General features: G+C 65.4%; 22 protein-coding genes and 1 pseudogene. 7 read left to right on the top strand and 16 right to left on the bottom strand.

The window, feature by feature from the left end; translation table 11 throughout:
* Positions 1-4: 4 nt before the first annotated feature.
* Genes pcaG through pcaD form a run of 4 tightly spaced genes read right to left on the bottom strand, consistent with a single transcriptional unit; the run spans position 5 to position 2,582 of the window.
* Positions 5-631: a protocatechuate 3,4-dioxygenase subunit alpha gene (gene pcaG / locus J2S75_RS20035; protein ID WP_307022570.1), complete on the bottom strand. Its 627-nt coding sequence runs from the start codon at positions 629-631 to the stop codon at positions 5-7.
* The gene (pcaH, locus tag J2S75_RS20030) at positions 631-1,368 is read right to left on the bottom strand and encodes a protocatechuate 3,4-dioxygenase subunit beta (protein ID WP_307022568.1); all 738 of its coding nucleotides are present in this window, start codon (positions 1,366-1,368) and stop codon (positions 631-633) included. Before pcaH ends, pcaG begins: the two co-directional genes overlap by 1 nt.
* Before the next feature lie 31 nt (positions 1,369-1,399).
* Positions 1,400-1,762, bottom strand: a complete 363-nt coding sequence (gene pcaC / locus J2S75_RS20025) for a 4-carboxymuconolactone decarboxylase (RefSeq protein ID WP_307022682.1) — start codon at positions 1,760-1,762, stop codon at positions 1,400-1,402.
* A gap of 25 nt (positions 1,763-1,787) precedes the next feature.
* A complete protein-coding gene (gene pcaD, locus J2S75_RS20020) occupies positions 1,788-2,582 on the bottom strand; it encodes a 3-oxoadipate enol-lactonase (RefSeq protein ID WP_307022566.1) in 795 nt (264 codons plus the stop codon).
* Positions 2,583-2,707: 125 nt separating this feature from the next.
* Between pcaD and pcaQ the strand changes: the two genes are divergently transcribed.
* Positions 2,708-3,622 carry a pca operon transcription factor PcaQ gene (gene pcaQ, locus J2S75_RS20015; RefSeq protein ID WP_307022680.1) on the top strand — a complete coding sequence of 305 codons (915 nt, stop codon included), beginning with the start codon at positions 2,708-2,710 and terminating at the stop codon, positions 3,620-3,622.
* Positions 3,623-3,630: 8 nt separating this feature from the next.
* On the opposite strand, the gene J2S75_RS20010 is transcribed toward pcaQ, so the two are convergent.
* On the bottom strand, positions 3,631-4,110 hold the full coding sequence (locus J2S75_RS20010; protein WP_307022564.1) for a MarR family winged helix-turn-helix transcriptional regulator: 480 nt from the start codon (positions 4,108-4,110) through the stop codon (positions 3,631-3,633).
* 160 nt (positions 4,111-4,270) lie between these two features.
* Here J2S75_RS20010 and J2S75_RS20005 point away from each other — a divergent pair, with 160 nt between their 5' ends.
* The 6 genes from J2S75_RS20005 (at position 4,271) to J2S75_RS19980 (ending at position 10,767) form a co-directional block, all read left to right on the top strand.
* Positions 4,271-4,636: a Rieske (2Fe-2S) protein gene (locus J2S75_RS20005; protein WP_307022562.1), complete on the top strand. Its 366-nt coding sequence runs from the start codon at positions 4,271-4,273 to the stop codon at positions 4,634-4,636.
* Positions 4,623-4,922 (top strand): hypothetical protein, encoded by a 300-nt coding sequence (locus tag J2S75_RS20000; RefSeq protein WP_307022560.1) that lies wholly within the window; start codon positions 4,623-4,625, stop codon positions 4,920-4,922. Before J2S75_RS20005 ends, J2S75_RS20000 begins: the two co-directional genes overlap by 14 nt.
* A 17-nt stretch (positions 4,923-4,939) precedes the next feature.
* The gene (locus J2S75_RS19995) at positions 4,940-6,205 is read left to right on the top strand and encodes an amidohydrolase family protein (protein WP_307022558.1); all 1,266 of its coding nucleotides are present in this window, start codon (positions 4,940-4,942) and stop codon (positions 6,203-6,205) included.
* Positions 6,202-7,695 (top strand): aldehyde dehydrogenase family protein, encoded by a 1,494-nt coding sequence (locus J2S75_RS19990; protein ID WP_307022556.1) that lies wholly within the window; start codon positions 6,202-6,204, stop codon positions 7,693-7,695. The genes J2S75_RS19995 and J2S75_RS19990 overlap by 4 nt, the downstream gene beginning before the upstream one ends.
* Positions 7,696-7,766: 71 nt before the next feature.
* Positions 7,767-8,813, top strand: a complete 1,047-nt coding sequence (locus J2S75_RS19985) for an ABC transporter substrate-binding protein (RefSeq protein WP_307022555.1) — start codon at positions 7,767-7,769, stop codon at positions 8,811-8,813.
* 160 nt (positions 8,814-8,973) lie between these two features.
* Positions 8,974-10,767, top strand: coding sequence for a thiamine pyrophosphate-dependent enzyme (locus J2S75_RS19980; RefSeq protein WP_307022553.1), 1,794 nt, complete (start codon positions 8,974-8,976; stop codon positions 10,765-10,767).
* A gap of 338 nt (positions 10,768-11,105) precedes the next feature.
* Here the strand turns inward: J2S75_RS19980 and J2S75_RS19975 are convergent.
* From J2S75_RS19975 to J2S75_RS19925, 11 genes and pseudogenes are all read right to left on the bottom strand, one after another.
* Positions 11,106-11,863: pseudogene (locus tag J2S75_RS19975) on the bottom strand (IS5 family transposase).
* 67 nt (positions 11,864-11,930) lie between these two features.
* The gene (locus J2S75_RS19970) at positions 11,931-13,355 is read right to left on the bottom strand and encodes an aldehyde dehydrogenase family protein (protein ID WP_307022678.1); all 1,425 of its coding nucleotides are present in this window, start codon (positions 13,353-13,355) and stop codon (positions 11,931-11,933) included.
* 72 nt (positions 13,356-13,427) lie between these two features.
* Positions 13,428-14,237, bottom strand: a complete 810-nt coding sequence (locus tag J2S75_RS19965; RefSeq protein WP_307022551.1) for an SDR family NAD(P)-dependent oxidoreductase — start codon at positions 14,235-14,237, stop codon at positions 13,428-13,430.
* A 41-nt stretch (positions 14,238-14,278) separates the two neighbouring features.
* Positions 14,279-15,247 (bottom strand): ABC transporter substrate-binding protein, encoded by a 969-nt coding sequence (locus tag J2S75_RS19960; protein ID WP_307022549.1) that lies wholly within the window; start codon positions 15,245-15,247, stop codon positions 14,279-14,281.
* Between the two features lie 99 nt (positions 15,248-15,346).
* Positions 15,347-16,138 carry an ABC transporter ATP-binding protein gene (locus tag J2S75_RS19955; RefSeq protein ID WP_307022547.1) on the bottom strand — a complete coding sequence of 264 codons (792 nt, stop codon included), beginning with the start codon at positions 16,136-16,138 and terminating at the stop codon, positions 15,347-15,349.
* A gap of 19 nt (positions 16,139-16,157) precedes the next feature.
* Complete coding sequence (locus tag J2S75_RS19950; RefSeq protein ID WP_307022546.1) at positions 16,158-16,994, bottom strand: ABC transporter permease; 837 nt, start codon at positions 16,992-16,994, stop codon at positions 16,158-16,160.
* A gap of 53 nt (positions 16,995-17,047) precedes the next feature.
* Positions 17,048-17,875, bottom strand: a complete 828-nt coding sequence (locus J2S75_RS19945; RefSeq protein WP_307022544.1) for an ABC transporter permease — start codon at positions 17,873-17,875, stop codon at positions 17,048-17,050.
* A gap of 125 nt (positions 17,876-18,000) precedes the next feature.
* The gene (locus tag J2S75_RS19940) at positions 18,001-20,043 is read right to left on the bottom strand and encodes a hydantoinase/oxoprolinase family protein (RefSeq protein ID WP_307022542.1); all 2,043 of its coding nucleotides are present in this window, start codon (positions 20,041-20,043) and stop codon (positions 18,001-18,003) included.
* Positions 20,043-21,773 (bottom strand): hydantoinase B/oxoprolinase family protein, encoded by a 1,731-nt coding sequence (locus J2S75_RS19935; protein ID WP_307022540.1) that lies wholly within the window; start codon positions 21,771-21,773, stop codon positions 20,043-20,045. Before J2S75_RS19935 ends, J2S75_RS19940 begins: the two co-directional genes overlap by 1 nt.
* 120 nt (positions 21,774-21,893) lie before the next feature.
* Positions 21,894-22,850, bottom strand: a complete 957-nt coding sequence (locus tag J2S75_RS19930) for a LysR family transcriptional regulator (RefSeq protein WP_307022538.1) — start codon at positions 22,848-22,850, stop codon at positions 21,894-21,896.
* Between the two features lie 508 nt (positions 22,851-23,358).
* Positions 23,359-23,838 (bottom strand): hypothetical protein, encoded by a 480-nt coding sequence (locus tag J2S75_RS19925; protein WP_307022536.1) that lies wholly within the window; start codon positions 23,836-23,838, stop codon positions 23,359-23,361.
* Position 23,839: the final 1 nt, after the last annotated feature.

Raw genomic sequence — 23,839 nt, 5'->3', positions numbered from 1 at the left:
TCTTTCAGATATCGAAGAAGACGGTCTCGTCGGGCCCCTGGAGCCTGATGTCGAAGCGATAGACGCCGGGCTCGGCGCCGGGGGCGGGCGCGGCGATCAGCGTGCCGCGCCGGCGCGGATCGAGCACGCGCAGCAGCACGGGATCGGCGGCGTTGGCCTCGGCCTCGTCGGCGAAATAGAGCCGGGTGCTGAGCCCGATATTGATGCCGCGCGCGACGATCCACACCGAGATGTGCGGCGCCTGCAGCCGCCCGTCGTCATAGGGCACGCGGCCGGGCTTGATGGTCTCGAAGCGGAACAGCCCGGTGTCGCCATCCGTCGCCTGGCGGCCGAAGCCGGGGAAGGCGGGGTCGGCGGCGCCGCGGCTCTCGCCGGGGCCGGCATAGAGGCCGGCGGCGTCGGCTTGCCAGATCTCGATCACCGCGTCCTTCAGCGGCGCGCCGCTGCCGTCATAGACGATGCCCTCGACGACGATGCGCTCGCCCTTGGTCTGCGGCTGCAGCATGCGGGCGCCGAGGTCCTCGGCCCAGACGCCGGTGATCTCCGCCTGGTTCGGCGTGCAACCGATATGCACATAGGGGCCGGCGGTCTGCGAGGCGGATTCGCGATAGGGGCGCAGCTGGTTCAACATCAATTGCCCTCCAGCTTGTTCTCGAACACGGTCGAACGGCGGCCGCGCAGCACGATGTCGAAGCGATAGGCGAGCGCGTCCATCGGCAGCGTGTTCTGGCGGTCGAGCCGGGCGGTGAGCTGCTCGATGGCGGCGTCGTCGGCGATGGTGCGCACGATCGGGCATTGCCGGATCATCGGGTCGCCCTCGAAATACATCTGGGTGATCAGCCGCTGCGCGAAGGCGTGGCCGAACAGCGAGAAATGGATGTGCGCCGGGCGCCAGTCATTGACGCCGTTCGGCCAGGGATAGGCGCCGGGCTTCACGGTGCGGAAGGAGTAGACGCCGTCCTGATCGGTGAGGGTGCGCCCGCAGCCGCCAAAATTCGGATCGAGCGCCGCCTGGTAGCCTTCCTTCTTGTGGCGGTAGCGCCCGCCGGCATTGGCCTGCCAGAACTCGACCAGCGTGCCGGCCTGCGGCCGCCCGTCCTCGTCCAGCACCCGCCCGTAGACGACGATGCGCTGGCCGATCGCCTCGCCGCCATGGCCGTAGTTGCGGATCAGGTCGTTGTCGAGCGCGCCGATGAGGCCGTGGCCGAACGCCGGGCCGGTGCGCTCGGAGAGCGAGCTCTCCAGCGAGAGCAGCGCCTGCTGCGGCGCGCGCAGCACCGTGCTCTTGTAGTTCGGGGTGAAGGCCGGCGGATGCAAGGCGCGGTCGCGCGGGTAGAAGGGCCGCTGGTCGCCGATGCTGTTCCTCATGTCGTGCTCCTCCTCGCCCGCTCCCGAAGGCTCAGGCCGCCGCCCCGGTCTCCATGCTGGCCAGGGTCTGCTTGATGATCTTGATCGCGTGGTTGGCCGCCGGCACCCCGGCATAGACGGCGACGTGCAGCATCGCCTCGCGCAGGTCCCCGGCGGTGGCGCCGGTGTTGCGCGTCGCCCGCACATGCATCGCCACTTCCTCGTCATGGCCGAGCGCGGCGAGCAGGGCGATGGTGAGGATGGAGCGCTCGCGCGGGGTGAAGTCCGGCCTTGCCCACACCGAACCCCAGGCGGATTCGGTGATGAAGGTCTGGAAATCCTCGTCGAAGGCGGTGATGGCGAGACTGGCGCGGTCGACATGGGCGTCGCCCAGCACCGCGCGGCGCACCGCCATCCCCGTGACGTAACGTTCCGACCTGTCAGGCAAAGCCGACCTCCGCGAAATAGCGCTGCAGCAGATGGGTGAAGGCCGCCGGCTGCTCGATCGGCGGCAGATGGCCGGCGCCCGGTATGGTGACGAAGGCGCCGTCCGGCAGAAGCGCCGCGGTCGCCGCGACCAGGGCCGGCGGGGTCGACTGGTCGTCCGCGCCGGCGACGACCAGGGTGCGCCGGGCGATGGTGGCGACGGCGGCGGAGAGATCGGCGTCGCGGATGGCGGCGCAGGTGCCGGCATAGCCCTCGACCGGGGTGCGCAGCAGGAGGTTGCGCCAGCCGTCGAGCTCGACCGGCCGCTCGGCGATGAAGGACGGGCTGAACCAGCGCTGCATCACCGCGTCGGCGATGGCGCCGAGCCCGCCGGCCTCGACGGCGGCGATGCGGGCGTTCCACATCTCCGGCGTGCCGATCCGCGCCGCGGTGTCGGCCAGCACCAGCGCCTCGACCCGCTCCGGCGCGCGGGCGGCGAGCGCCTGAGCGATCATGCCGCCGACCGAGATGCCGACGAGGCCGAAGCGCTCGATGCCGAGCTGGTCGAGGAGGCCGATGAGGTCGCCGGTATGGGCGTCGAGCGGGTAGGGGCCCGGCGGCGCGCCGGAAAGCCCGTGGCCGCGCTTGTCATAGGTGAGCAGGCGGTAGCGGCCGTCGAGCCCGGCGGCGACCGCGTCCCAGATGCGCAGATCGGTGCCGAGCGAATTGGCGAACACCAGCACGCGGGCCTCCGCCGGCCCGTCGAGCCGGTAATGCAGCAGCTGGTCGCCGATCCGCGCGAAGGCCATGGATGCGTTTCCCTGGGGCCGCGTTTGCGCGGCGTTGCGTCTTTCATAGGACTCGAAGAACGGTTATGTAAAATGACTTGTTGCGCGTAAAACATAACCTCCAGGGCATATTGGCGATGGGACATGTGCTGGATCCCCGCATCAAACTGCGCCATATTGCCTGTTTCCTCGAAGTGGCGCGCCTGAAGAGTGTCGCCAAGGCGGCGGCGCTCATCGGCATCACCCAGCCGGCGGTTTCCAAGACGCTGCAGGAGCTCGAGCACTTGCTGGGCACCGCGCTGTTCGACCGCAGCCGGCGCAGCCTGGTGCTCACCGCCTCCGGCGAGATCTTCCTGCGCTACGCCGCGGTCGGCGTCACCGCGCTGCGCCAGGGGGTGCATTCCATCGCCAGCGCCTCCTCGGGATCGGTGCTGGTGACGGTCGGCGCGCTGCCCACTGTGTCGGCGCGCATCCTGCCGCGGGCGGTCGAGCGCTTCGCTGCCCAGGGGCTGTCGGCGCGCGCGCGCATCGTCACCGGGCCGAACGCCTATCTCCTGTCGCTGCTGCGGCTCGGCGACGTCGATTTCGTGGTCGGGCGCATGGCCGAGCCGGAGGCGATGATCGGCTTCGCCTTCGAGCACCTCTATTCCGAGCGCGTGGCGCTGGTGGTGCGCGCCGGCCATCCGCTGCTGGCGCACGACCCGTTCGACATCGCGATGATCGAGAACTACCAGGTGGTGATGCCGCCGCCCGGCTCGGTGATCCGGCCGATCGTCGAGCGCCTGCTGATCGCCAACGGCATCGGCCGGCTGCGCGACGAGGTGGAGACCGTCTCAGACGCCTTCGGCCGCGGCTTCACCCGCTCCTCCGATGCGGTGTGGATCATCTCCGAGGGCGTGGTCGCGGAGGATGTCGCCGACGGCATATTGGCAACGTTGCCGGTCGACACGGCGGAGACGCTCGGTCCGGTCGGCCTCACCAGCCGCGTCGACACCAGCCTGACCTTGCCGGCGCAAGCGCTGCTCCAGTCCATCCGTGACGTCGCCGCCAAGCGCAGGTGAGATGGAGGCTAGCTCAGATTGGCCGTCAGGCGCTGCAGCAGGCCGATGAGCATGAGGATCTCCGCCTCCTCGAACCCGTCCACCGCCTGGAACGCAACCGAGCGTGCCGCCGGTAGCAGCGTGTCCTTCAAGGACTGGCCTTCCTGAGTAAGCACCACGTTGACCTGCCGCTTGTCCTGCGCGTTTCGGCTACGCGCGATCAATCCCTTGGCTTCCAGCGAATTGAGTACGGCGGTGGACGAAGCTTTCTCGATGCCGATGCTCTGCGCCAGCTCGATCTGGGAAATGCCGTCGCGCGACCACAGCGCGCGCAGGTGCAGATATTCCGCCAACCCGATGTCGTAGGTGGCGAGTCGCTCCTGCAAAACACGATTATAGGCCTTGCCGGCGTGCCGCAGCATCCGGCCGATGCCCGGCGATTCCTTTTGGATCGCCGGCGGATGTACGAGGTCCGCCGTTCTGGCCGAACGCGTCGCGCCATCCTTCATGAGCTTCGATCCCCACAGCTTCGATCCGTCGTGCCCGACGCCCGTCTAATTGCCTCTCCGAACAGCATGTTTCGTCGTTTTGTCAATCACGCGCAATGGCCCGTTGACATAATAGTAAAATGCCATACCGTATGGAATCATACTAATTTGAGGAAGTGAGATGCCGGAGATTTTCGTCTGCAACGCGTCCGATCTTGGGGAGGGCAACGTCAAGGTCGTTGCCGTCGACGATCGCGAGATCGGCGTGATCCGCCACAAGGGACAGTGCTACGCCTATCTCAACCGCTGCCCGCATCAGGGCGGACCGGCGTGCGAAGGGGTGCGCATGCCAAAGGTCGAAGCCGTACTCAACGAAGAGCGGCAATTCTTCGGCCATCGCTTCTCCGACACCGAGGACCACATCGTCTGCCCGTGGCACGGCTACGAGTTCAACCTCGACACTGGGAACTGCATCGGCGACGCCGCGCTGCGACTCAAGCGCTACGACGTGGTCGAACGACAGGACAGCCTCTATGTCGTGCTCTGACTCCATCGAACGCACGCTCTCGGCCGCCGCGCTCTACCTGTCGCAGGCGCTCGCCCATGACGATCTCGCCACCGTTCCAGACGCCGCGCTGCAGGAATTGCTGGTTCAGGCGGTCCGCGCCTTTTCCGCCAAGCGTCAGGTCGAGGGACGTAAGCTGAGCGCTTTCCCGGAGAAATCCGACGTCACCGCAACCGACGTGTCCATCACAGCTCTCTCGATGCTCCGGGCCGCCGATCTCCAAGTGTTCGAGCTCGGGCTCTGGCAATCCTGGGCCGGCGAAATCTAATCCATCAGGGGTTCATCATGGACATGTTTGCCAACAACGTTCGCGATCTGGCGACGGAAGAGTTCGACACCAGCACACTGCTCAAAAACGCCGCCAGACAGGCGGATGCGCGCAACTACGACGACCTATTCATCATGGACGTCGATTCGCATCACTACGAGAACGAATCCTTCGGCCAGATCGCCGAATACATCGACGACCCCACGGTCCGCCATCTCGCGCTCAGCAAGGCCAAGATCGGCGGCGGCCGCACCAATTTCCAGCCGAGCCAGATCGGCTTCCAGGACGTCGGCGGCCGGGTGACGCGCTATACTCGTCGCAAAACCGAGCAGACGCCTCCCTCGCCGCATCGCGACATCACGTTGGCGCGCCGCTGGATGGATGCCATGGGCGTCGACATGGCCTGCCTGTTCCCGACGCCGATGCTGCATCTCGGCATGCATCCGCAGGTCGAAATGGAAGTAACGCTGGCCCGCGCCTATAATCGCTGGCTGTACGAGACCGTGCTCAGCGAGGAGCGGCGCATCTGCTCGATGCTCTATCTGCCGCTGAACGATCCTGACGCCAGCATCCGCATGATCGAGGAGTTCGGCGGCAAGCAGGGCGTCGTGGGCTTCATGGTTACCTCAACACGCTACCGGCCGATCTTCGACAATGCGTACATGAAGGTCTACCGCATGCTGGAAGAGCGCGGCCTGCCGCTCTCCTTCCATGCCGGCTACAACTGGTTCGACCAGTCGATGTCGCAGCTTAACCGCTTCATCTCGGTTCATGCACTCGGCTTCACCGTGTTCAACATGATCCATCTCACGAACTGGATCGTGAACGGCCTGCCCGAGCGCTTCCCCAAACTGAAGGTGATGTGGATCGAGAGCGGCCTTGCCTGGCTGCCATTCCTCATGCAGCGCCTCGACAGCGAGTACATGATGCGCTCCTCCGAAGCTCCGCTGCTCAAGCGTCGGCCGAGCGAGTACATCGCCGATATGTACTACTCCTCGCAGCCGATGGAGATGGTGCACAACCGTAAGGCGCTCGAAGTCACCTTCGAGATGCTCAAGGCCGAGACCCAGCTCCTCTACGCGTCCGATTACCCCCACTGGGACATGGATCTGCCGAGCACGATCTACGATCTGCCGTTCCTCAGCAAGCAAGGCAAGCGCAATATCCTCGGCGAGACCGCGCTCAAGCTGTTCAATATCGAGCCGGTCTGGTCGGAGAAGAAGCTGCGTGCCCGCGAGGCCAAGGCGCGCGCCGCTGGCGTTGGAGCGGAGGTCGGCGCATGAGGGCGCGCGCCATCGAAGCCCTTTCGACCTCGATGCTCATCGATGGCCAGTTGACTGACAGCGTCGACGGGAAGCTGCTGGAATCAATCAATCCGGCGAATGAAGAGGTGATCGGCCATTGCCCGGCCGCCACACCCGGCGATGTCAACCGGGCGGTGGAAGCGGCGGAGCGGGCTTTTCCCGCCTGGGCCGCCACCTCAGTGCGGTCGCGCGGACAGGTCGTGCGTCAGATCGCCGCCCGCATGCGCGAGCGCGCCGATGAAATCCTGCACCTCGAGGTGCGCGACACCGGCAACACCATCGCCAAGATGCGGCGAGACGTAGAATCCGCGGCCAATGCGCTCGACTATTACGCCGGGCTGGGCACCGAGTTGAAGGGCGAGACCGTCCCGGCGAGCGCCGAGCACCTGCATCTGACGCTGCACGAACCCTACGGCGTGGTCGGCCGCATCGTGCCGTTCAACCATCCCATCAAATTCGCTGCCAACGCACTGGCAGCGCCGCTGATGGCGGGCAATGCGGTGGTGCTGAAAACCCCGGAGCAGAGCCCGCTCTCAGCCGGCATCCTCGCGCAGATCTGCCGCGACGTGGTACCGGCGGGGGTGGTCAACATCCTGTCCGGCAACGGCCATCCAGTGGGCGACACCCTTGTGCGCCACCCGCGTGTCAAGCGCATCGGCTTCACCGGCTCGGTGCCGACCGGGCTGGCGATCCAGAAGGCGGCAGCGGAAACCGCGGTCAAGGCGGTCAGCCTGGAGCTCGGCGGCAAGAATCCGCTGATCGCTTTCCCGGATGTCGATCCGCAGGTGATAGCCGACGCGGCGGTATCAGCGATGAACTTCGCCTGGCAGGGCCAGTCCTGCGGCTCAATGAGCCGTCTGCTGCTGCATGAGTCGGTCTACGAAACGGTCGTCGATCGTGTAGTCGCCAAAGTGCGTGCTCTGCGGCTCGGCGATCCACTCGATCCAGCCAGCGACATGGGGCCGCTCAATTCGCGCGCCCATTACGAGCGCGTCTGCGGCATGGTAGCCGCCGGCGTGGAGGAAGGCGCGCGCCTGCTCACCGGCGGCCGACGGCCCAAGGGCGCCGCATTCGAGCGCGGCTACTGGCTGGAGCCAACGGTATTCGATGAGGTCGACCCGTCCATGACCATCGGCCGTGAGGAGATTTTCGGGCCGGTGCTGTCGATCTTCCGCTGGAATACTGAGGAGGAGGCGGTTCGCCTCGCCAATTCGACCCGCTACGGCCTCGCGGCGGCAATCTGGACGAACGATCACGCGGCGGCCCTGCGGATGCTGCGCGCAGTGCGCGCCGGCTACATCTGGGTCAACGGCACGTCGGGTCATTTCTACGGCACGCCGTTCGGGGGCTTCGGCAATAGCGGTATCGGCCGCGAGGAGGGGCTGGGCGAGTTGCTCAGCTACACCGAAATCAAGACCGTACATCTGATGTCGATGAAGACCACTTCATCTCACTCGAAGATCAGCTGACGCAGGAGACCTAGTAGAGGGCGTGCCGAATGAAGACGGAGTAGCAATATCGTCTCAATGGGAGGGAACACATGAAAAAAAGCCTGCAGTATCTGTTTTGGCATATTGCTATCTGCATCGCTCTGGCAGCGCCCACCGCAAAAGGGGCCGACAATTCATTGCTGACATCCAACAGCCCCGATCGGCTGGCGAAGCTCGAGGCCGCCGCCAAGGCCGAGGGAGGCTTCACGCTCTACACCTCGCTCGCCAAGAGCGATGTAGACGCGTTGAGCAAGCCGTTCGAGGATAAATACGGGATCAAGGTGACGGTTTGGCGCGCCGGAAGCGACCAGATCCTCCAGCGCACGGTCCAGGAGCAAAAGGCGGGCCGCCGGTCGGTCGACGCCATCCACACCAGTTCGCCGGAGCTGGAGGCGCTCAGTCGCGAAGGCATGCTGCAGCCGCTGAACTCACCGCGCTTCGCCGAGCTGCGCCCCGGCTCGATGCCAGCCAGCAAAACGTGGGTCGGTACCTTCCTTGCCGTTTGGGTGCAGGCTTACAATACTGATCGGATCAAAGCTGGCGACCTGCCGAAGTCTTACGAGGATCTGCTTGATCGCAGATGGAAGAATAAGCTCGGCTATGAGGCTTCGGACATCGACTGGTTCATCACCGTCCTGCAGATCATGGGCGAGGAGAGGGGCCTCAATTTCTTCCGCAAGCTGGTCGGCACCAATGGGCTGTCGATCCGCAAGGGGCATTCCCTGCTCAACAACCTCGTCGCCGCCGGCGAGGTGCCGCTTGGACTTACCGTCTACAACTACATGCCAGCACAGGCGAAGGCCAAGGGTGCGCCGATCGACTGGACGGTGATCGAGCCGGCAGTGGCGCGCGCCAGCGGCGTCGCTGTGGTCAAAAACGCCGAGCACCCGAATGCCGCCGCGCTATTCGCCGAGTACATGCTAAGCGACGGTCAGAAAATCCTGACGACGCTGGACTACGTCCCTACTTCGACCAAGGTAACCTCGCCGATGAAAGACGTCGAGATCCGCGTGGCCGATCCAGCGGTGACGCTCGACGGCTTCAACAAGTGGGATCCGCTCTACAAGAAGTTGGTCCTGGATGGGAAAGCCGACTGAACCGCGTCCCGTGAGGCACGGGCAGGGCTGCACCGCCTAGCCCCCGCAACACCGTGCGACCGCGCGCGTCTGGCGCCGCGGCGCCCCTACACACTCGAGTTGGCGCACCGCGAGCGACCGAGCCGGCTCCGGATCTTATTTCTGCCTAAGGGTGGCCCGAATGAACGTGACGATGAATCCTGACAGCCAGAGCGCCGGCCATGCCGATGTCGGCCTTGAAGGGCGTAGCGGCAACGAGACGCTCTGGGGCAGCGATGTCGCCGCAAACCTTCTGCGCGCGCTGGCCATCCCTTTTATCGCGCTCAATCCCGGCGCCAGCTATCGCGGACTGCATGACAGCCTGGTCAACTGCCTTGGCGACGAGACGCCGCGCATGCTCATGTGCCTGCATGAGGAGCATGCCGTGGCGATCGCCCATGGCTACGCTAAGGTAACGGGCCGCGCGATGGCGGTGGCGCTGCACGCCAATGTCGGGGTGATGCACGCCTCGATGGCGATCTTCAACGCATGGTGCGACCGCGTACCGATGCTGATGCTGGGCGCTACCGGCCCGATGGACGCGGCAATGCGCCGTCCATGGATCGACTGGCTGCACACAGCGCAGGACCAGGCTGCGCTGATCCGCCCCTTCATCAAATGGGACGATCAACCGGCCTCGGTCGCGGCGATGCCGGAGAGCCTGCTGCGCGCCTGGCAGATGACGAATAGCTCACCCTGCGGCCCCGTCTATGTCTGCCTCGACGCGGCGCTGCAGGAACAGCCTCTCACCGCGCCGGTGACGATTCCCGACGTCTCCCGCTACGCGCCTCCCGCTCCGGCTGCGCCGGATGCAGGCGCCGTGCGCGCAGCGGCCGCACGGCTGCGCGCAGCAAAGCGGCCGGTGTTCTTATTTGGGCGCGGCGCCCGGACGCGGGCGGCGATGGATCTACGTCTCGCCCTCGCCGAGCATGTTGACGGGCGCATGCTGTCTGACCTCAAGGCCGGCGCCATGGTGCCGAGCGATCATCCGCTGCATGTCGGCCAGCCATTTAACAAGCTCACTTCCGAAGCTAAGGCCGTATTGAGGGAGGCGGACCTTATCGTTAGCCTCGGCTCGGTCGATCTCGGCGGAGTGCTGCGCATCGCCTTCGACGGATGCGAGCCGCCGGTCCCGGTCATCCATGCCGGCGACGACATGCATCTGCACAATGGCTGGGGAAAGGAGCACTGCGCCCTTCCGGCGGTCGATATCGGCCTACTGTGCGACGCCGATGCCGCCGTCGCCGCCCTTGTTACCGCGCTCAGCGTTAGCGTCCGCCCGAGCGCACCTGACCTGTCGCGAAGCCCCGGAAATCAGGTGCCTCCGCTTAAGGACGGTCGACTGACCATGCACCATATCGCGCATGCGCTGGCCGCTGCCACGGACGGCCAGGACGTAACGCTGGCGAGCCTCCCGCGCGGCTGGCCGACGGCGCGCTTTCCCAATCATGAGCCGCTCGACTATCTGGGCAAGGATGGTGGCGCCGGCATCGGCTCCGGGCCGGGTCTTGCCATTGGCGCCGCGCTCGCCCTCAAGGGTAGCGGCCGGCTGGCGGTCAGCGTCATCGGCGACGGCGATTGCCTGATGGGAATCAACGCCTTCTGGACCGCCGCCAAGTACGGACTGCCGGCACTGGTGATCGTCGCCAATAACCAGGCCTATCTGAACGACGTTCTGCACCAGGACTCGGTCGCTGTCGTTCGTGGCCGCAACCGCACGAATCGCTGGGTCGGGCAGGCTATTGATGGCCCAACTCCAGACATCGCGGCGATGGCGCGAGCGCAGGGAGTAGACGCCGTCGGCCCGCTCGCCTCGATGAAAGAACTCGAAGCGGCGATGGCACAGGCTGTGGCTGCCGCTAGGTTGGGCCGGCCGTTCCTGCTCGACGTATCCATTGGACGGGAGGATGGACGCCCACAGGATGGGCGCCGCTGATCAGCCTTGCCGCAGGTCATGCCGCGCGCCCTATATGAGCATTGCGAAGTGTTGATGGGATATCAAAACCCTCGGCGATCCCGATCGCACCGGCAACTGTGTATTCGCATTCTGAATGCCTGAGGGCTGATAGTGCAGGTGCGAAGTCGCTGCGATGCTTTGGAGCACTGTGCTGCGGGGCGTTACTTTCGAAGGTGAGCGCGCGTGGCAACTCGCTCGGCGCGAGGCCGCGGAGGTTGGCCGTTAGGTACAGCATCACGCGGATCAGGGAACGCTTCAGACGTCGAAACGCACAAGGAGCGAGACTCCTCGCGCGCCGTGTAGCCTAGGGTTGAGACTCAACGCAGCCAGCATGAGACGAGAGCGGCGAGGCAAAGCGAAGCCAGATAGTTCCTGGCGAGCTTGTCGTAGCGGGTGGCGATGCGCCTGAAGTCCTTGAGGCGGCAGAACATGCGCTCGATGGCGTTGCGATCCCGATAGCGCTTGCGATCGAAGGGATGAAGGAATCTGCGATCGTCCTTGTTGGGGATGACCGGGCGTATGCCTCTGTCGATGAGATTTTCACGGACGGCATCGCTGTCATAGGCCTTGTCGGCGAGAAGCTCGTCGGCTGGTGGTGCGGCGTCGAGCATGACGGGCAGCATCCTGATGTCTGCGGCCTGCCCGGGCGTGAGCGCGAGAACGAGAGGACGCCCTTTGCCGTCGCTCAGGGCATGGATCTTAGTCGTTCGACCACCGCGGGAGCGACCAATCGCCTGACATTGCTCCCCCCTTTTTCGGCGCCGGCCGCCGAGCGATGCGCCTTGATGTGGGTGCTGTCGGCGAGAAGTTGCCGGTGCGTGCGCCTGTCGCCGGTCAGAGCGGCGTAGATGCTCTGCCAGATCCCCTTCCGGGACCAGCGGTTGAAGCGATTATAGACCGTCGTGTAGGGGCCGTATTCCGCCGGGCAATCGTACCAGCGGCAGCCGCAACGAAGCACATGCACGATCCCGCTCAGGATGCGCCGGTCATCGACCCGAGGCGGGCTGCCATAATGCGGCAGCAGCGGCTCGATCTTCGACCATTGCTCGTCATTCAACCAGAACAATCGGCTCATGGGACCTACCTCTCCAATGAGCCGATTGAATCACAATCTATCCGTTGAGTTTAGACCCTAGTGTCTCTCAAAGTATGATGTGTATCGTCTTGACTTCAGTATAACTCAACAACTCGTCGAGACCTTCTTCGCGGCCGAGACCACTATTCTTCATGCCTCCGAATGGTGTGCCGTAGAAATGGCCGGATGCGCCGTTGACCCAGATATAGCCAGCGCGGACGGCACGCGCCGCACGCAGAGCCGCGCGGATATCATTTGTCCAGATCGAGGCCGTCAGCCCGAAACTGGTGGCGTTCGCGATGGCGAACGCCTCGCTCTCCTCCTTCCAGCGCATCACGGACAGGACCGGGCCGAAGATCTCCTCCTGCGCAATCCGCATGGTGGAAACGACATCAGTGAATACCGTCGGCTCCAGCCAATAGCCGCGCCGGAACTGCTCGTCCGACGGCCGACGGCCGCCATGGGCAAGCGTTGCACCTTGGTCAATCCCCGCCTGAACTAGGGCACGGACGCGCTCATAATGGGCCGCCGAATTGATCGGGCCCATCTGGCTCTGCGGATCCAGCGGATCGCCGAGACGCAGCGCCGCGACACGCGCGACCAGATGTTTCAACACCGGCTCGTAAAGGCTTTCGTGCAGCAGCAGGCGGCTGGTCGAGCCGCAGGACTGCCCCTGCCACGCGAAGTTCATGCCGCGAACCGCCACCTCGGCGATCTTTTCCGGGTCCATGTCCGGATAGGCGATCAGCGGATTCTTGCCGCCGAGCTCCAGCGTGACGTGCTTCACCGCCACTTCGGCCGCCGCGCGCTGGATTGCCATTCCGGTCGGCACGGAGCCGGTAAAGGCGAGGCGTCGCACCGAGGGGTGGCGCACCAGGGCCTCGCCCGTCTCGCGGCCGGTGCCCGTCACGATGTTGACGACACCGGGCGGCAATGCCTCGCGACAGATCTCGGCGAGGATCATCGCCGAGAGCGGGCTCTGCTCCGGCGGCTTCAGCACCACCGTGTTGCCGGCCATCAGCGGCGCGGCGAGCGCATTGGCGGCGAACTTGATCGGGTGGTTGAAGGGGATGATGCGCCCGACCACGCCATAAGGCTCGCGCAGAGTGAGGTGCAGGTTCTGCGCGCTCGCCGGGATCGTTTCGCCCTTGATCTCCGAGCCGAGGCCGGCATAGTGCTCCAGGGCATTGCCGGCCGTGTCGACGTCGGCGCGCATCTTCGAGATGGTATTGCCGGTGTCCATCACCTCGACGCGCAGGATCTCGTCGGCCCGCGCGCGGATGCCTTCCGCGACGGCGCGCACATATTTCGCGCGCTTGCGCACGTCGAGCGCCGCCCAGTCGGTGCCGGCGGTCTCGGCCGCCGCGACGGCGCGGTTCACGTCCGCGGCCCGCGCGGCCGGCACATGGCCGAGCACCTCTTCATTGGCGGGATTGAGCGAGACGAGCGTCTCCCCGCCTTCGGCCTCGACGAGCGCACCGCCGATCAGCATGCGGTTGCGCCTCTGGTCGAGCTCGACATTCATTCCCCGCTCCTCTCCGTTGGCGTGCGATGCGGGCTCGGGCTAGTGCATGGCCCGGCCGCCATCGACATTGACGGTCTGGCCGGTGATGAAGTCGCTGGCGGGCGAGGCGAGGAACATCACCGCGCCGACGAGGTCGTCCGGCGTCTGCCCGCGCGGAATGGAGCGGCCCTGCGCCTTGGTGGCGAGATAGGCCGGGTCGGAGCTCTGCACCTGCGTCTCGCTCAGCGTGTTGCCGGGAGAGACCGCGTTCACCGTCACGCCGAACGGGCCGACCTCGCGGGCGAGTGCGCGGGTGAAGCCGACCACGCCCGCCTTCGAGGTGGTGTAGTGCAGGCGCAGCGGCGTGCCTTCCCACACCCGGCTCGAGGAGATGTTGACGATCTTGCCGCGCCCCTTCTCCTTCATGAGCGGGAACACCGCCTTGCAGCACAGGAACATGCCGCGCAGATTGACCGCCATCACCCGGTCCCATTCCTCGACCGGGATTTCCATCCAGTTCCGGCGCGGTAGTACGCTCATCAGCGAGGCGTTGTTCACCAGCACGTCGACCGTGCCGAACGCCTCGCGCGCGGTCTCGACCATGCGCTCGACCGAGGCCGGATCGGCAATGTCGGTCTGGCTCGACGCCGCCTTGAGACCTTCGTCCACGAGGCCGGCCGCGACATCGGCCGCCGCCGCCCCGTCAATGTCGGAGGCGACGACCGCCGCCCCCGCCCGCGCGAACTCCTGCGCATAGATCTTGCCAATGCCCTTGCCGCCGCCGGTGACGATGACGACCTGGCCTTTCAGGCAGAAGCGGCCGGGAGAGAGGGCGATGGCGCCGGGGAAGGTCGGTGCTGGATCATTCATGGCTGGTTCTCGTATCTGGGCGGGGACGATGGCCGGTCCGTTCACTGGACGGCATATTGGCGCTGCATTTCGGCGATGAAGCCGCTCTTCTCGAGCGCATCGATCGGGCCGAGGTCGACATAGTCCTCGACCTTCTCGCTGCGCAGCTTGAGTCCGGTCGAGGCGAGCTGTTTGATGACGTTGGCGGACCCCTCGACCGACGGCCGGGCGTCGCGCGGCATCAGGCGCTTGAACTCGTTGTAGGTGCTGTCGATGACCGCGGGGTCCTTGGTCTTGAAGCGCCGGGAGATCACCTCCTTGGCCTTGTCCGGGTTCGCCATGCCCCAATAGGCCCCCTCGACATAGGCCTTGAGGAAGCGCTGGATCGCGTCGGCGTGGTCCTTCGCGTAGTCGGTGGTCACGACCACGGCGTCGAAGATCCAGGGCGTCTTGGCCGCCGAGAGGTCGTAGACCTCGGTGAAGCCCTTCTGCCGCGCCGCCGTCGTGCCCGGCTCCAGCAGCGGTGCCGCTTCGATGCGGCCCGCCGACATGGCGGCGAAGCGCTGCGAGGTGCCGCCGATCTGGTTGATCTGCATGTCGGACCGCGCGAGGCCGAGCGCCTTCAAGGCGATGGTGAGCGCGATGTCGGTCTCCGAGCCGAGCGTGCTGATGCCGATGGTGGTGCCCTTCGGCAGCGGCGGCGTCAGCTTCTTCGCGGAGAAGAGGCTGATCGGCAGCGTGTTGGTGGTGGAGGCGATGGCGCGCACCTCGGCGCCCTGCGCATTGGCCGCGACCACCGGGGAGAGGCCGACATGCATGGCCTGGATCTCGCCGGACAGCAGCACCTGCATGCCCTTGGTGCCGCCCTCGGTCGAGATGATGTCGACGTCGAGGCTCTGCTTCTTGTAGAAGCCGCCATCCGCCGCGAGGAACACCGGCAGGATCGAGACCACCGGCGTCGATATGGCGACCTTGAACGGAATCAGTTCGTCAGCGCGCGCGGCGCCCGTGGGGCCAGAGAGCGCGAGCATAGCGCCGAATGCCGCCATGGCGGCACGATGGGTTGGCCGTACGGCCCGTCTGTTCCAGTACATGTCTTTCCTCCCTGGCTCTTTTCTATTGCTCAGGCATCAGCCGGCGGCTTTCGCGCGCGGTTTCTCTTCCTCCTGGATCAGGCTCCAGATCCGGTCCTCATAGGCGTGGAAGCGCGGGTCGCGCTTGAGCTTCAGCGAACGAGGACGGTCGAGTTCGATATCGACGGATTCCTTCACCCGCCCCGGCCGCGCCGAGAACACGATGACGCGGTCGGACAGGAAGATCGCCTCGTCGATCTGGTGCGTGATGAAGAGGACGGTCTTGCCGGAGGCCTGCCAGATGTTCAGCAGCTCCTCCTGCATCAGCTCGCGGGTCTGCGCGTCGAGGGCGGCGAAGGGCTCGTCCATCAGCAGGATCTGCGGATCCATCACCAGCGCGCGGGCGAGATTGACCCGCTGCTGCATGCCGCCGGAGAGCTGGTAGGAGTAGCGGTTCTCAAAGCCGCGCAGCCCCACCATCTCGATGTAATGGGCGGCGCGCTCGCGCGCCTCGCTCGGACGCACACCGATGCATTCGAGGCCGAACACGACGTTGCCGAGCACGGTGCGCCAGGGCAGCAGCGAGGAATCCTGGAACACCACCGCGCGGTCGGGTCCCGGCTCCGACACCGGCGTGCCGCCGAGCAGGATCTGGCCGGCGGTGGCACGGATCAGGCCGTCGACGATCGACAGGAAGGTGGTCTTGCCGCAGCCTGACGGGCCGACGATGGAGACGAACTCGTTCTCATGGATCGAGAGGGAGACGTCATTCAGGGCGACCAGACGGCCGTCGCTCTCGGGATCGCCATATTCGAGGCCGATCCGGTGTGCTTCGAGTTTGATCGTCATGATATACGTTTCCTCGCGTCTAGCTGTCTGCGGAGGTGGACGGACGCCAAACCTCGACGCGGCGTTCGATGCGTCGCACGACCTCCGAGAGGACGAGCCCGGCGACGACAATGGTCAGGATGCCGACGAAAACGCGGGTGGTCTGAAAGGTCGAGCCCGCCTGATTGATCATCACGCCGACGCCCACTGCCGAGCCGTAGATTTCACCGACGACAATGCCGATCATGCCGCGGCCGATGGCGAGACGGACGCCGGCGAGAAGGAATGGCACCGCCGCCGGCAGAACGATGGTGCGGAACAGCCGCCACTCGGAGGCGCTGAAGCTGCGCGCGAGCCGAAGCCATTTCGGATCGATGGTGCGCACCGCAGCATGACTGTTGATCAGGATCGGCACGATCATCAGCAGGACGATGATGAAGATGCGCGCCGGCAGGCCGGTGCCCATCCACAGCACGACGAGCGGCAGCAGTGCCACCTGCGGCGTCGCATTGAGCGCGGCGAGCAGCGGCTCGACGGCATAGGACAAGAGGCGGTAACGGCCCGCGACCAGGCCGAGGGGGATGCCGATCGAGGCCGCGATCAGGAAGCCGACGACGAACTCGAAGGCGCTCAGGCCGAGATGAGGCCAAATTTCGCCGGTCACGAAATACATCTGGAACGCCATCTCCGCGATCGCCGAGGGCGAAGCGAGGAAGATCGGCCGGATGCGCAGCACGTTCGCGGCGGTGCCCAGCGCCGGCTGCAGCAGATCGGCCCACCAGCCGCGGGCCAGCCCTTCCCACGCAACGAGGAAGACCGCCATGGCCAGCGCACCGAGGATGCCGCGCTCGCAGGCGAGATAGCTCTCGCGCAGCATGGTGCGCCAGTCTCCCGCGGCGCCCAGACGACGGGGATATCCGCTCGCAGCCGTCATTGTGCCAACCCCCGAGGCCGCCACGCGTCGAAGTGGCGCTCGATCCGGTTGAGGATCGTCGTCACGGCGACGCCGGCTGCCATGAACAGCAGCACGCCGAAGAACACCGTGTCGGTATCGAACAGATTGCCGGCTTCGACGATCATGTGGCCGACGCCGGCGGTCGAGGCATAGATTTCGCCGACGACGACGCCGAGCAGCGCGCGTCCGGCGCCGTATTTCAGGCCGGCGAACAGGAACGGCACCGTGCCCGGCAGGATGATCGCGGTCATGATCTTCCACTCGCTGGCGCTGAAGCTGCGCGCCACCCGGATGAACCGCGCCTCGTTGGCCCGGACGCCGGCATGGGTGGCGATGACGATTGGGATCACCGCGCCCATGAACACCACCGCGAATTTGGAGTTCATGCCGATGCCGAACCACAGGATCAGCAGCGGCAGGAAGGTGACGCGGGGCACCGCGTTGAGGATGTCGATGAACGGCCCGAGCAGATAGTTGAGCCGGCGGGACCAGCCGATCATCAGGCCGAGCGGGATGCCGACCAGGATCGCGGCGACATAGCCCACCAGGAACTCGATGCTGCTGACCCGGATGTCCGGCCAGATGGCGCCCGAGCCGAACTGATCGATCGCGACGCGCAGGATGCGGGATGGCGACGAGATGTAGAGCGGGTCGACGAGGCCGGATGCGACCACGCCCTCCCACAGCAGCAGCAGCGCGACGACGGTGCCGGCACCGACCAATTGTCGCTGCGCGCGCTCGGACAGGCGGACCGACGGCATCGGTCTCGCCTTCGAGAGTCCCATGGACATGGGAGCGCTCATGGGCTTGCGCCTCCTTGTGTGTTTCCTCTCGCGACGCCGCATGGCGGAGCGAGTCCTTCCCTAACGTCTTGTCGCCGCCGGTTTTGTTCCGGCTTTGGCGTCGTCCCGAGGCACGCCTCACATCGTCAGCGCTCGATCTCCAGATTGAGATATTCGTCGACCGTCGCCACCTGGCCGGGATAGAGCACGACGGTCGAGGTCCGCTCCTCGAAGATAGCCGGGCCGGTGACCTTTGCTCCCGGAACGAGCGAGCTGCGGCGGTAGACGGCCGCCTCCAGCCTGCCATGCTCGGCGCCGAAATAGGCGCTGCGGTGGCCGACGGGCTCGGCGACGGCGTCGTCGCGGCGCGCCACCGGCGTCAGTACCGGCTTGTTGATCTCGCCGACGCCGGTGACCTTGAAGCTGACGATGTCGATCGTCTCGTTCTGCGCCATATGGCCGTAGCGGCGGTAATGCGCCTCGTGGAAGCGCGCCGCGAGCTGGTCGAGGTCCGCCCGGCCGGTGATCGGGCCGAGCGGCACCGCCACCTCATAGGATTGCCCGCGATAGCGCATGCCGGCCGAGCGCAGTGTGTGCAGCCGCTCGCGGGGAAAGCTCTCCCGCTCCAGATCGGCGAGAATGCGCTCCTCCATCGCCGCGAACAGCGCCTCGACCTCGGCGGGCTCGGCGCCGTCCAGCGGCACGAGCCGGGTCTGGCTCATCTCCTGGTGCACGTCCGTGACCAGCATGCCCCAGGCGCTGAAGGTGCCGGGATCGCGCGGCACCAGCAGGCGCTCGACACCGAGGTCGGCCGCGATCTTGCTGGCGATGGTCGGCCCCATGCCGCCGAACGGCACCAGGACGAATTCGCGCGGGTCGTAGCCGCGTTCCACGGTAATGGTGCGCATCGCAGTGACGCAATTATTGGCGAGCACGGTGAGCACGCCCCAGGCGGCTTCGGTCTCGCTCATTGCGAGCGGCGTCGCCAGCTTGTCGCGCACCGCCTGCCAGGCCTTGTCGCTGGCGAGGCGCATGTCGCCCTGCAGCAGCGCCGACGGGCTGAGATGGCCGAGCACGACCAGCGCGTCGGTCAGCGTCGGCTCGGTGCCGCCGCGGTCGTAGCAGGCCGGACCCGGCCAGGCGCCGGCGCTGCGCGGGCCGACCCGCAGCACGCCGCTGAGTTCGACCGAGGCGATCGAGCCGCCGCCGGCGCCGATGGTGTCGATGTCGACGGTCTGGGTGCGCAGCGGATGGCGCCCGACCGCCACCTCGGACTTGAACAGCGGCCGGTTGGGAATGACCGCCATGTCGGAGCTGGTGCCGCCGGTGTCGAAGGTGATGAGGTTCTCGATCCCCTTCAGATCGCCGAGATAGCGGCTGCCGATCACCCCGGCGACCGGCCCGGACATCACGGTCTGGATCGGCTTGTTGGCGAGCATGGTCGCGCTGCCGGCGCCCCCGTCCGACTTCATCATCAGGGGGCGGCAGTTCGGGAAGGTCTCGACCAGCAGCTCCTCGAGATTGTGCAGATAGTGCGAGACCGGCGGACCGATGTAGCAATTGGCCACGGTCGAGGCCGTGCGCTCATATTCACGCCATTCCGGATTGACGTCGCTCGACAGCGCGACAAACAGGCCCGGCGCCATCGCCTTGATGATCTCGCCGGCCTCGCGCTCGTGAGCGGGGTTGGCATAGGAGAACAGGAAGGCGACGGCAATCGCCTCGACGCCCTGCTCCAGCAGGACCCGCACGCCACGTTCGATGTCCTCGCGGTTGAGCGGCTCGACCTCGGCGCCGCTCCAGTCGAGGCGGCCGCGCACTTCCTGGACGGCGCGGCGCTCCAGCAGCATTTTCGGGGGCGGGGCGAAGATGTTGAACACCTCCTCGCCGCGCCACTGCCGGCCGATCTCGTAGACGTCGCGGAAGCCGGCGGTGGTCAGCAGCCCGACCTTCACGCCCTTGTCCTCGAGCAGCGTGTTCAGCGCGGCCGTCGAGCCGTGCAGGATCAGCGACACCGCCTCCGGGCCGAACTCGCCGGCGAGATCCGTCGCGATCTGCTGCATCACCCGCATCGGCTCGGCGGGATTGGACGAATATTTCCGGATTAGCACCACCTCGGCGAGCTGGTCGTCGAAACCGGTCACGTCGGTGAAGGTGCCGCCGACGTCAATACCAATACGCATGCTCATCACGCAGCCTCCTCGACACGCAGCTTGCCGGTGGCGAGCCGGTCGATGCTGAAGTCATCGGGGTCGATGACGACGCCATAGTCGCGCCGCGCCGCGTCGATCGAGACATAGCCATTGATCACATCCGACCGGACCCGCTCGGGATCACGCTTATAGGGATCGCCCCAGCCGCCGCCGCCGGCGAGCTGCCAGCTCAGCACGTCGTCCTTGTGCAGCCTGAGGCCGGACACCTTGGAGGTGAGCGGGCGTTCCTCCGGCGTCCCGGGATTGAGCACGGCGCGCGAGGGCTGCGCCGGCAGCGCCGAGAACAGGCCCGGCGAGGCGTGTTTGAAACGGTCGGTCCGCAGATTGATCGCGGATTCGTCGGACAGGATGCGCCATTGCCGGCGTGTGCCGAGCCCGCCGCGGAACGTGCCGGGACCCGCCGAGTCGGTCGCCAATTCATAGCGCTCGACGCGCACCGGGAATTCGGATTCCAGCGCCTCGACCGGCGTGTTCATGACGTTGACGACCAGCTCGTCCATGGCGCTGACGCCATCGGCGAAGGGCCGCGCCCCGGTGCCGCCGTTGAAGATCTCGTATTGCGAAAACCAGCGCCCCGTCGCCGGATGCCGGCCGGCGCTGCTCAACGAGCCGCCGGCGGCGCTGCCCGGCGCCGGCACGCGGCCCGGCACCGCCTTGGCGAGCGCGCGCATCACAACCGACGTCGTTATCTGGCTCGGGCGGACATACATGTTGACCGGCGCCGGAAAGCGCGGGTTGAGCAGCGAGCCCTCGGGCGGGTAGGAGACGCTGACCAGCCGCGACAGGCCGCCATTCACCGGAAGGTTCGGCAGGAACACCATCTTGACGAGGCACTCGATGAAGTTGCGCGACACGCAGGGCCGCAGATTGATCGGGCCGCGCGCCTGGGCGTCACTGTCGAGGATGAAATGGAGCTTGCCTCCCTTCACTTCGAGCGACGCCGACACACGGTGAGAGCGCTCGAGGTCGACGCCGTCGTCGTCGAGATAGTCGATTTCGGGACCGTAGACGCCTTCGGGAATGCGGGCGATCTCTTTGCGAAGCTCCTCCTCGCAGATGTCCATCCAGCGCTCCCAGCAGCCGAGCACGGCCTCGACACCATACTTGTCAAACAGCTCGGCGAGCTTCTCCAGCCCGTAATTGTTGGTCTTGATCTGCGCGTTGATGTCGCCCCAGGTGACCTCCGGCGTGCGGGTATTGGCACAGATCATCTCGCGCAGATCTTCGTTTATCTCGCCGCCGACCTGGATCTTCAGCGGCGGAATGAGCAAACCTTCCTGAAACAGGTCGGTGGCATCGCCGCTGTTAGTGCCCGGCACTTTGCCACCGAGATCAGGCTTGTGAGCGATGTTACCGATGTAGGCGACAAGTGCCTCCCCCATGAACACTGGCGAGATCACGGTCACGTCTGTCGCGTGATTCTGGCAGGCGCGATAAGGGTGGTTGACGATGAACGCATCACCCGGCTTGGTCCGGCCGGCGAAGTTGCGCCGGATTTCATTCACTTGCGCCACCAGCGGACCGATGTGCAGCGGCTGCGGAATACCTTGCGCAACCAACCGTCCGCGTCGATCAAAGATTGCGAACGTAAAGTCCTGACTCTCTTTAATGATCGTCGAATAGCCAGTACGGAGCATATTCAACGTCAATTCCCGGGCGATCTGAAGAGTCGACTGATGAATAACTTCGAGTTCAATGGCGTTCACCGTCAGTCATCTCCCCACGATTCCAAAGCTTGAACTGGCTTTGTGTCTTAAGCGCAACGTTAGAATTACGTTGCTCTTGAGGAGCTTTCGATCAAGAATAATTTTGAGATCGGTTCTATCTCAAACCGGCATAGCGGGTTCCAGCTCTGCGACAGGCCGCCAGTGCGGTGACGGCTCGATGCCGCACGCGACCTCTTGAATGATCGCCTTCAAGTCGCGAAACGTCGGCGACATCGCTCGATCAGTGCGATGCACGAGCGACAGCGCGATCTCGCAATTGGCGGAGGTCAGAGGAACGCCGGTGAGGTTCCCCGCCTCGATGCGGCCCTGCACCGGCTGATAGGTCGATACGGTATAGCCGAGTCCCTTCTGCACCATTTCGAGCGAGGTCGAGATGCCGTTCACCTCCATGATCACATTCGGTGCGAAGTCCTTCCGCCCCGACGCTTGATGCAGTACGGCACGATAGCTGTGCGGGCTGCTCGGTAGGATCAGTGGCAGTTTCTCCAAGTCGTCGAACTCGAAGAAGTCGGGATAACATCGTTGCGCCACACCTTCGGGCGGTGCGATGACGAAGATGCGCTCAAGCAGTAGCGGAATGATCTGAAGTTCATCATGCGGCTGTGCGTTGTAGACGAGCGCGAAATCAACTTCGCCATTGATAGCACACTCGCGGTTGATAGCGCTTTCACGTTCAAAGATGCGCAGTTTCACCTTTGGGTGGCGGCCGTGGAAATGCGCTACCACCGGCGTAGTGAATAGCCGCGCTGCGCCCTGCGGCATCGCCACCTTCACTTCCTCCGGAGGCACGGCCGCGAAAGCACGCAGCTCCGGCTCGACTTGGAGGAGCTCAGCTTCAAGCCGTTCGGCTCGACGCATCAAAATCTGCCCGGCTTCCGTTGCTCTCACACCCCGAGGATGGCGCTCGAGAAGCTCGATACCGAGCCGCTGCTCCAGCCGCAGAACGCGGCGACTAAGAGCGGACTGCGCGACATGAAGCTTGCCGGCCGCCCGAGAATAGCTCTCGCAACGAGCAACCGCCAGGAAAGCGACAATGTCCCTGTATTCGATTGCCACTTTTGCCGCTCTCTTTCCTGTCGAAAGTCTGGCTGTTTCCTTGTCGCCGTCGAATGGCCGGACGAAGAGAGATTCCGCTATCCAGTCCAGCGCGTGCTACGATCTAGACAAGTTACAGCCTACCCTCTCGCGCCATGGATTCAAAGTTGCAGACTGCGCACAAGGCTGAGAGAGCTGGCGCCGATCGGTCGACCTCAAAGCGTGGTTTGGCTCTTACCGGACCAACAACACTCCACCCATCGCCCCCTTGCCAGGGACGGTTTCGCCGGGCGCGATTCACGTGACACAGTGCCGTTGACCGGCGGTCCGCCGCTACGATCGATCTGTGCCAGTGTGCATTTTGGGCGACGGATGAGCTGCTTGAGGGTAGATGAGCTGCTTGAGGGTAAGTGCGTCACGACAAATTGGAAGTGCGCTGAGCGGTTCAACCACCGGTCCTCCGATCTCCCCATCGGTGGATCTCCCCATCGGTGGAGCCAAGCAAAAGGCGCGTCACTCGCGGGAAGTATCAGACGATCAGTAGGGCTGCGACGCCAGCAATGGGGGCGAGTATCAGCGACGAGGCCAGCCGGGTGACGCTGAAGCGCCAGCCCATCAGGGCCGACTCGTACATCAGCACCCGGTGCAAAGCGAGAACCGACCAGGCGGTGAGGAAGGCGATGAGTTGCGGCAACCCCGCGCCCATGTCCCGGAGCAGGACGACTATCGGGAACGAGATGAGCGGTCCACCCGGGACGAAGCCACCAAGGAGCGAGGCAAGGAAGACGCCGCCGAGCCCACTCTCGCCGCCGATCAGAGAGACAATGAGGTCGCCGGGCAGCAGCTTGCCCAGGAAGCCCGCCGTCACAACGGCCATCACGAAGCGCGGCAGGATTGCTATGAAGCTCGTCAATCCCTGCCGGAACACCGGCCAGATAGCGTGGCACGCCTTCCGCTTCGCCTGCACGATAAGGGCAATCGCGATCGCCCACAGCAAAATGGTACCCATG

This window comes from Ancylobacter polymorphus (assembly GCF_030813495.1).
GTDB classification, from domain to species: Bacteria; Pseudomonadota; Alphaproteobacteria; order Rhizobiales; family Xanthobacteraceae; genus Ancylobacter; species Ancylobacter polymorphus.
Note: the sequence above shows the minus strand (reverse complement) of the source record. Positions and strands in the feature narration are given on the sequence as shown.

Excerpts from the sequence above, each read along its gene's own strand:
- pcaG (WP_307022570.1), bottom strand. The coding sequence starts at position 631 with ATGTTGAACCAGCTGCGCCCCTATCGCGAATCCGCCTCGCAGACCGCC.
- pcaH (WP_307022568.1), bottom strand. The coding sequence starts at position 1,368 with ATGAGGAACAGCATCGGCGACCAGCGGCCCTTCTACCCGCGCGACCGC.
- pcaC (WP_307022682.1), bottom strand. The coding sequence starts at position 1,762 with ATGGCGGTGCGCCGCGCGGTGCTGGGCGACGCCCATGTCGACCGCGCC.
- pcaD (WP_307022566.1), bottom strand. The coding sequence starts at position 2,582 with ATGGCCTTCGCGCGGATCGGCGACCAGCTGCTGCATTACCGGCTCGAC.
- J2S75_RS20010 (WP_307022564.1), bottom strand. The coding sequence starts at position 4,110 with ATGAAGGATGGCGCGACGCGTTCGGCCAGAACGGCGGACCTCGTACAT.
- J2S75_RS20005 (WP_307022562.1), top strand. The coding sequence starts at position 4,271 with ATGCCGGAGATTTTCGTCTGCAACGCGTCCGATCTTGGGGAGGGCAAC.
- J2S75_RS20000 (WP_307022560.1), top strand. The coding sequence starts at position 4,623 with ATGTCGTGCTCTGACTCCATCGAACGCACGCTCTCGGCCGCCGCGCTC.
- J2S75_RS19995 (WP_307022558.1), top strand. The coding sequence starts at position 4,940 with ATGGACATGTTTGCCAACAACGTTCGCGATCTGGCGACGGAAGAGTTC.
- J2S75_RS19990 (WP_307022556.1), top strand. The coding sequence starts at position 6,202 with ATGAGGGCGCGCGCCATCGAAGCCCTTTCGACCTCGATGCTCATCGAT.
- J2S75_RS19985 (WP_307022555.1), top strand. The coding sequence starts at position 7,767 with ATGAAAAAAAGCCTGCAGTATCTGTTTTGGCATATTGCTATCTGCATC.
- J2S75_RS19980 (WP_307022553.1), top strand. The coding sequence starts at position 8,974 with ATGAACGTGACGATGAATCCTGACAGCCAGAGCGCCGGCCATGCCGAT.
- J2S75_RS19970 (WP_307022678.1), bottom strand. The coding sequence starts at position 13,355 with ATGCTGATCGGCGGTGCGCTCGTCGAGGCCGAAGGCGGGGAGACGCTC.
- J2S75_RS19965 (WP_307022551.1), bottom strand. The coding sequence starts at position 14,237 with ATGAATGATCCAGCACCGACCTTCCCCGGCGCCATCGCCCTCTCTCCC.
- J2S75_RS19960 (WP_307022549.1), bottom strand. The coding sequence starts at position 15,247 with ATGCTCGCGCTCTCTGGCCCCACGGGCGCCGCGCGCGCTGACGAACTG.
- J2S75_RS19955 (WP_307022547.1), bottom strand. The coding sequence starts at position 16,138 with ATGACGATCAAACTCGAAGCACACCGGATCGGCCTCGAATATGGCGAT.
- J2S75_RS19950 (WP_307022546.1), bottom strand. The coding sequence starts at position 16,994 with ATGCTGCGCGAGAGCTATCTCGCCTGCGAGCGCGGCATCCTCGGTGCG.
- J2S75_RS19945 (WP_307022544.1), bottom strand. The coding sequence starts at position 17,875 with ATGAGCGCTCCCATGTCCATGGGACTCTCGAAGGCGAGACCGATGCCG.
- J2S75_RS19940 (WP_307022542.1), bottom strand. The coding sequence starts at position 20,043 with ATGAGCATGCGTATTGGTATTGACGTCGGCGGCACCTTCACCGACGTG.
- J2S75_RS19925 (WP_307022536.1), bottom strand. The coding sequence starts at position 23,838 with ATGGGTACCATTTTGCTGTGGGCGATCGCGATTGCCCTTATCGTGCAG.